Consider the following 5,334-nt stretch of genomic DNA (forward strand, 5'->3'; position numbering starts at 1 on the left):
AGATGGAAGTGCACTTTATAGCAGGTGACACTGGTCCTTTCGAGTGACATGGAAGACGGCAGACAACTTTTCTGCTTGACTAACAGCCTTACAGAGGACCCCAACTAAGCAGGACTCGCGAGATACTTCGTACTCGCTCGGGCGCGTGCCTTATATCTCCGCCGTGAACGACGGAGTTTTACGGCACAAGGGATAAACAAAAACGCCAAACCATACGAATGAAGCTGTACGAGGACCTTGCTGCTGACGGTCTCAGGATACCCGATCTGGTCAAATCGCTGCGCAAAATGCTGGCTAAGGATCAACCCGGATTCGCCAAGCAGGTTGGAATCAGCCTGGCCACTTTAAGGAAGATCGAACAAGACCGCGGCAACGTAACGATGGATTCCGTCCGCAAAATTCTGGATCGTTACGATCTCGATCTTGTCGTCACGGTGCGGAAAAAGAGCTGATACCGATACTCCACAGTGCTTGCCGCAACTAAGTCCCGATCGGGTACTAAAAAGTCTGAATTTCCATTTTTTACACCCTTTAGGGTATAATTAAGTAGAAATAGCATTAATTGCACCCGATCGGGTACAACCGCTTGGAACATGCCGTTGTTAAAGAGAAAATCCTCACAAATCGAAGCCTCCCTGGGGCCGCTAGCGAAGTTCGTGCGGAGTCGCCGCGCTAAGCTTGGCTACACCCAGGAGGAATTAGCCCAGCGGGTGGGAGTTGGGTTGCGCTTCATACGTGAATTGGAGACCGGCAAACCCACTCTTAGGATGGACAAGGTAAATCAGGTCTTGAATTACTTCGGAGCCGAGCTTGCGCCTCAGCCGCTACCGCGCGAGAGTTGAATGCGTAAAGGTTATGTATACATTAATGACGCCAAGGTCGGCGCCATCGTCGAAACGATCGATGGCGATTTTACCTTCACATACGATCCCAGCCATTTAAAAAAAGAGAAAGCCTTGGCCGTTAGTCGGACCTTACCGCTCAGGTCTGAGCCTTACCGTAGCGCCACATTATTTCCTTTTTTCGATGGTCTGATCCCCGAAGGATGGCTACTTGATGTCGCCAGCCGCAACTGGAAGGTGGCTGCAACAGATCGTATGGGAATGCTACTTGCGGCCTGCGAGGATTGCATTGGCAACGTCAGTGTGCGCCAAGCGCCAGAGGATCCAACGCAATGAAATGCCTTAAATGCTGCCAACCTGTAGATTCGGGAGATTTTCACACTAGCTGCGCTCTAGAAATATTTGGCCAAAAGGTGACACCTCATCTTGCCACCACCGAAGACGAACTTGAGACTTTCGCCAAGGATCTTGTATCGCGGCGGATAGCTGTAACCGGGGTCCAGCGCAAGCTCTCGCTGGAGTTAAGCCGATCGACTCCAGATCGTTTCACTATCGTAGGCGCACTCGGTGGCAATTATATTCTTAAGCCACCGAGCCATGAATATCCGGCGTTGCCAGAGAACGAACATCTGACCATGACCTTAGCGGGAGCGTTTGGCATCAAGACGGCAACCCACAGCTTAATACGCATGGCTGACGGCAAATTGGCTTATTTAACTAAGAGATTTGACCGAGCTAACCACCAAAAAATCGCAGTCGAAGATTTGTGCCAACTATCAGAAGTCATGACGGAGCAGAAATACCGCAGCTCGCATGAGCGCGTTGCCAAGCAGATCAAAAAGTACTCCACCATCCCAGGTGATGATCTGCTACGGTACTTTGAACTAACACTTTTCTGCTTTCTCACCGGCAATGCCGATATGCATCTTAAAAACTTCGCTATGATGCAGGATCAGGATGATTTCGTCCTGACACCTGCTTATGACCTTTTATCAACTCGCCTCATTCTCGAAGAATCTATCGATCCCGAAGAGTTGGCGCTCAGTCTAAACGGCAAGAAGTCAAAGCTAACGCGTCATGATTTTCTGCGTTTCGCAGAAAACATCGGAATCTTGGATCGCGTCGCAGTGTCCGTGATCGCGCGATTTTCAGACTCCCTAGATCAGGCACAGGACCTCATCCGACTAAGCTTTCTCCCACCAAAGTTACAGGGACAATTTGCGGGCATTTTGCAAGAGCGCATGAGTCGCATGGTCTTAGGCTAAGAATCTGGCCCTACCCAGCCGCTCGCTCGCCTTTGCGCCCATATAGGTCAACCACCCTAGCCGCCTCGTCCCTAATCATAGCCTGTAATGCTGGAGGCTCCACGACGCTGACATTAGCGCCAAAGCCAAGCACCCATTGGACGATCTCCGGAGTGAGTCCCACCTCCAGACTGAGTTCGATTCGTCCCTGGTCACGTACGATCACCTTTTGGCTAGTATGCCAGCGCCTTTCTTTCACGAATGGCGCTAGAGCCGGCGTAAAGAGTAGCTTTACCAACACTGGCTCGCTACTGCGGTAAATCCCAAAGGCCGAGGCAAAGTAGGAGTCGGGATCGGTGACAGCACCGTCGTAGGGCGTATCCAGCATTGAGGCGGCACTCATGCGGGCGAGGCTAAAGGTCTTGGTAACGTTATCCTTAAAATCTTCGGCAATCAGGTAGAGAGAGCCTTTGGAGAAGTAAAGAAACTGCGGCCCCAACTCTCTCTCACCAGTGACGCCACTACTAGCCGCGCTATAGGTCACACGCAGACGGTGACGCTCGGTGCAGGCTGCCCGCACCGTCTCGACCACGTCTGGCACCAAACCAAGCCCCCAGCTAGGGCCTGGTTCAAAGTGAAGTTCGTCGCTTAGTTCACGCAAGTACACTTGGCTCTTGCTACCCAGCTTCTCCTCAATCTTATGAAAGGTCGACAGTAGATCTTCATAAAACGGTGTATCTTTGAGTGGCATCAGTACCGAGCGCGCCAGGTACAGGGATAAGAGCTCACGCGAGTTGAGCACCAAATAATGATTGACGCGCATGGCGCGTTCCAAAGCCCAGCGCGTACCCTGCTCGTCGGATTTGCCGCGCTCTTCCAGAGGGAATCCTGCAGCGCGCAGAGCATCGAGATCGCGGTAAACCGTGCGCTTACCGACGTCAAACCCACGGTCCTGCAGGTGACTCGCTAGGTCGGCGACCGAAAGCCCATGCGGTGCACCTTCTAGTATAGTCAGTATTTTGTAGATCCTTGCGACCTGTGCGTTGCGCCCCTTCATGGCGATCCCCCTCGCCCGTAGGTATCGGCCGGTGCGTCGTCAAGTTGAGTGGTGACTAAACAACTATTTGGAATAACTGGCCTTTGATTTCGCACTTCCGATTTGACCAGTCTCTTCCACTGTGACCTTATCAAGTGCAAATGCCGCACACTTAGCCTGACGGCAGTAACCCATGGCGAGCTTGCCGTAGCCTTTATCACCCCATTCGTGGCCCCAATGATTGCGGACGATGTAATAACTCTGGTCCGGTCGCGCCCGATCGAGGTGGTAGCCGACGACACTGACTGCATGGTTCTTCCGGTTTGCGTAGCCAATACTCGAGATCAACTCACCGCCATTCAGGCGAAACGTATCGTCAATCTCAAGGATGAGCACCACCGCCTTACGCGCATTCACTTCATCGACTATAGCCGCGTTGTCGACTAGGTCCCTGACTAGAGGCTCAGCTCTTGCCTTGATCCGGTAGGGATGGTCTTCATCGAGCTTGATACCGTTTACATACTGTATTTGCGAAAGCCAGACGCCTTCTTGATGTGCCGCTGCGATATTGGAGCCAATGTCGAGAGACCTAGATGCACTATACAGCTTATATTCCGAGAGCTTCAGCCGCATGGCGCGGTCGCGGTAGATATAGTTTTCCATGGCTGCTACCACGGCATAGGGCACAGTCATCTCAGACTGACTTTGAAACCGTATGGGCTGATCCGCATAACGCCAGTCGACCGTCTCTGCCACGGGCCACACTTCCGTCGGCTTATCGCTATATTCTGGTGCCGGCATGATTTTGTACTGTAGTATTTGCGCATCGCCGGCGAGTCTGTGCCATCCTTGCACTCCTTCTCGCACAGCCATGTTCACTAGCGAGCGCTGCACGGCAGGTAGTATTGAGCTGCCGTGGCTCCCCGCAGAGCGTGTGGCACGCGTTGTCGCAGATTCCATCGAACCAGCACGGCGCCCGACAGTCTCGGCACTTTCGGAGAATAGCTTGCGCAGCACCTTATTCAAACTGCGCGACAGGACACCAATGGTGCTCGTGTAGTTCATGCAGCAGGTGGTGGCCAAGGTGATAGCGATGACGTTAGGACTAGGCATATACGCTCCTCTCTTAAAAGTGAATGAGTCGCAGGTTTATGGCATGGCCAATCAAAATACCGACGGCCAAGCCCGTGGCATGACCGAAGTGCCAGATACGCTTGCCCCACCCCAAAACATGCAGAACGATGCTCAGTACAAGAATCCACATCACGCCTACTCTCATGGGCACAGGCAAAAGAAACCCGAGAAGCAAAGTGGACTTCGGTTGCAAAAATGCCACCGCTCCAATCATTGCTGCGATCCCTCCCGAAGCACCAACGATGCCACCACGGACATCGTCGGCATCGTGGCGCAGGAGCGACAGGAGCGGCCCGGCCAAGCTCCCTGCGACAAAGATTAGGAGCATGCCACCACCGCCGATTAAAACCGCCAACGTCCGGCCGAAGGACGCTAGAGTCAACAAATTCACGGTTAGGTGTACCCACCCTAGGTGCACGAAAGCGTAGGTGACGATGCGCCAAATCTGACTATCGTCGGTCACAGCATCAGGGAGAAACATCAGCCTCCGATAAAGACCGGGAAAAGCAAAGGCCAGCATCGATACCGTCATGACTAGGAGCCCTAGCAGGTCATCGGCATAACCAATGCGGATCATGTTGCCGATCCAGTTACCCACATCACCGTGTAATTGGGACAGACCATGTGAGACTTCAGTCATGATGCAGCCACCTCTCGTGTTGGCGTTCGTATCATGAGCCTCATCGGCTGGGGGTGCGTCATCTGGGGTCGTGAGCGTGGTACATTCGAACGCTTTTCTGAAAGTACCAATAATACTTGCCAGTTATACTGCCCCTTTCCAACCACTACCAAAAGCTGCCACAATTTAAAGTCCTTCCCCAAGGATAACGGGGTGAGCGGACAACCTCATCCCGCCGGACTTCGGCCTAAGGCCATTTCAACCTGTCAGATGGTCGGCAATAGCCTGCTAAGTAGGCAGTCCACCGGTCTATATGTATAGGAACAGGTGATTTTGGACATAGGTGAGCAACTTGCGGGGCGTAGCGATTGATTTACTCGGTGAAAGCGTCTTCGTAAGCGCAGTCATCATAGGCCAGCTCAGCCTGGACGTACCGCGCCGACGCAATGGGCGGGCGGG

The 5,334-nt window shown here is 53.0% G+C and carries 7 protein-coding genes; 4 read left to right on the forward strand and 3 right to left on the reverse strand.

What is annotated here, in order from left to right; all coding sequences use genetic code 11:
* The first annotated feature begins 218 nt into the window (after positions 1 to 218).
* The 4 genes from FJ146_19290 (at position 219) to FJ146_19305 (ending at position 2,107) form a co-directional block, all read left to right on the forward strand.
* Positions 219 to 452 (forward strand): helix-turn-helix domain-containing protein, encoded by a 234-nt coding sequence (locus FJ146_19290; protein MBM4254116.1) that lies wholly within the window; start codon positions 219 to 221, stop codon positions 450 to 452.
* Positions 453 to 635: 183 nt separating this feature from the next.
* A complete protein-coding gene (locus tag FJ146_19295) occupies positions 636 to 842 on the forward strand; it encodes a helix-turn-helix transcriptional regulator (GenBank protein MBM4254117.1) in 207 nt (68 codons plus the stop codon).
* A complete protein-coding gene (locus FJ146_19300) occupies positions 843 to 1,178 on the forward strand; it encodes a phosphatidylinositol kinase (GenBank protein MBM4254118.1) in 336 nt (111 codons plus the stop codon).
* The gene (locus FJ146_19305; GenBank protein ID MBM4254119.1) at positions 1,175 to 2,107 is read left to right on the forward strand and encodes a HipA domain-containing protein; all 933 of its coding nucleotides are present in this window, start codon (positions 1,175 to 1,177) and stop codon (positions 2,105 to 2,107) included. The genes FJ146_19300 and FJ146_19305 overlap by 4 nt, the downstream gene beginning before the upstream one ends.
* A gap of 10 nt (positions 2,108 to 2,117) precedes the next feature.
* Here the strand turns inward: FJ146_19305 and FJ146_19310 are convergent, their stop codons facing one another.
* The 3 genes from FJ146_19310 to FJ146_19320 all read right to left on the reverse strand — a co-directional run bounded on the left by FJ146_19310 (position 2,118) and on the right by FJ146_19320 (position 4,896).
* A complete protein-coding gene (locus FJ146_19310) occupies positions 2,118 to 3,143 on the reverse strand; it encodes a transcriptional regulator (protein MBM4254120.1) in 1,026 nt (341 codons plus the stop codon).
* A 63-nt stretch (positions 3,144 to 3,206) separates the two neighbouring features.
* Positions 3,207 to 4,235, reverse strand: coding sequence for a hypothetical protein (locus FJ146_19315; protein ID MBM4254121.1), 1,029 nt, complete (start codon positions 4,233 to 4,235; stop codon positions 3,207 to 3,209).
* A 13-nt stretch (positions 4,236 to 4,248) separates the two neighbouring features.
* On the reverse strand, positions 4,249 to 4,896 hold the full coding sequence (locus tag FJ146_19320) for a rhomboid family intramembrane serine protease (GenBank protein ID MBM4254122.1): 648 nt from the start codon (positions 4,894 to 4,896) through the stop codon (positions 4,249 to 4,251).
* Between the last annotated feature and the right edge of the window lie 438 nt (positions 4,897 to 5,334).

The sequence above is a fragment of the Deltaproteobacteria bacterium genome (assembly GCA_016874735.1).
In the GTDB taxonomy this organism is placed as follows: Bacteria; Bdellovibrionota_B; Oligoflexia; order Oligoflexales; family CAIYRB01; genus CAIYRB01.